Below are 322 nucleotides of genomic sequence, written 5' to 3'. Positions count from 1 at the left end.
AACTCCCGTGAGCGAACCCACCGGGCTCAGCGCGCCCGAAGACGCACAGAATCCCTCGGATGACATCATTCCCGAGGTCACCTACGAAGACTTCGATCAGGCCAACCCGCCGACCCTCCAGAACCCACTCAGCGGCCTCGAGTTCGAGCTCGATCCCGCCATGTCAAGCGTGCCGACCGCCGTCTTTCCGACCGAGGAAGATGACGACGAGAAGATCGCCGAGAAACTGCGTCGGCAGGGAGTGAAGCTTGGCAAGGGGCTCATCGCTCCGCGCGTGTTCTGGCCCGCCTTCATCATCGTGCTCGGTGTCGCGATCGCATCG

1 protein-coding gene is annotated in these 322 nt (G+C 63.0%); it reads left to right on the top strand.

The genetic code is table 11. The features are described 5' to 3' along the window. The coding region (locus SB658_RS22785; RefSeq protein WP_410602511.1) for a hypothetical protein at window positions 1-322 on the top strand (322 nt) is incomplete at both ends.

Origin of the sequence: Bacillus sp. SIMBA_008 (genome assembly GCF_046535495.1) — a bacterium.
In the GTDB taxonomy this organism is placed as follows: domain Bacteria; phylum Bacillota; class Bacilli; order Bacillales; family Bacillaceae; genus Bacillus; species Bacillus subtilis.
Note: the sequence above shows the minus strand (reverse complement) of the source record. Positions and strands in the feature narration are given on the sequence as shown.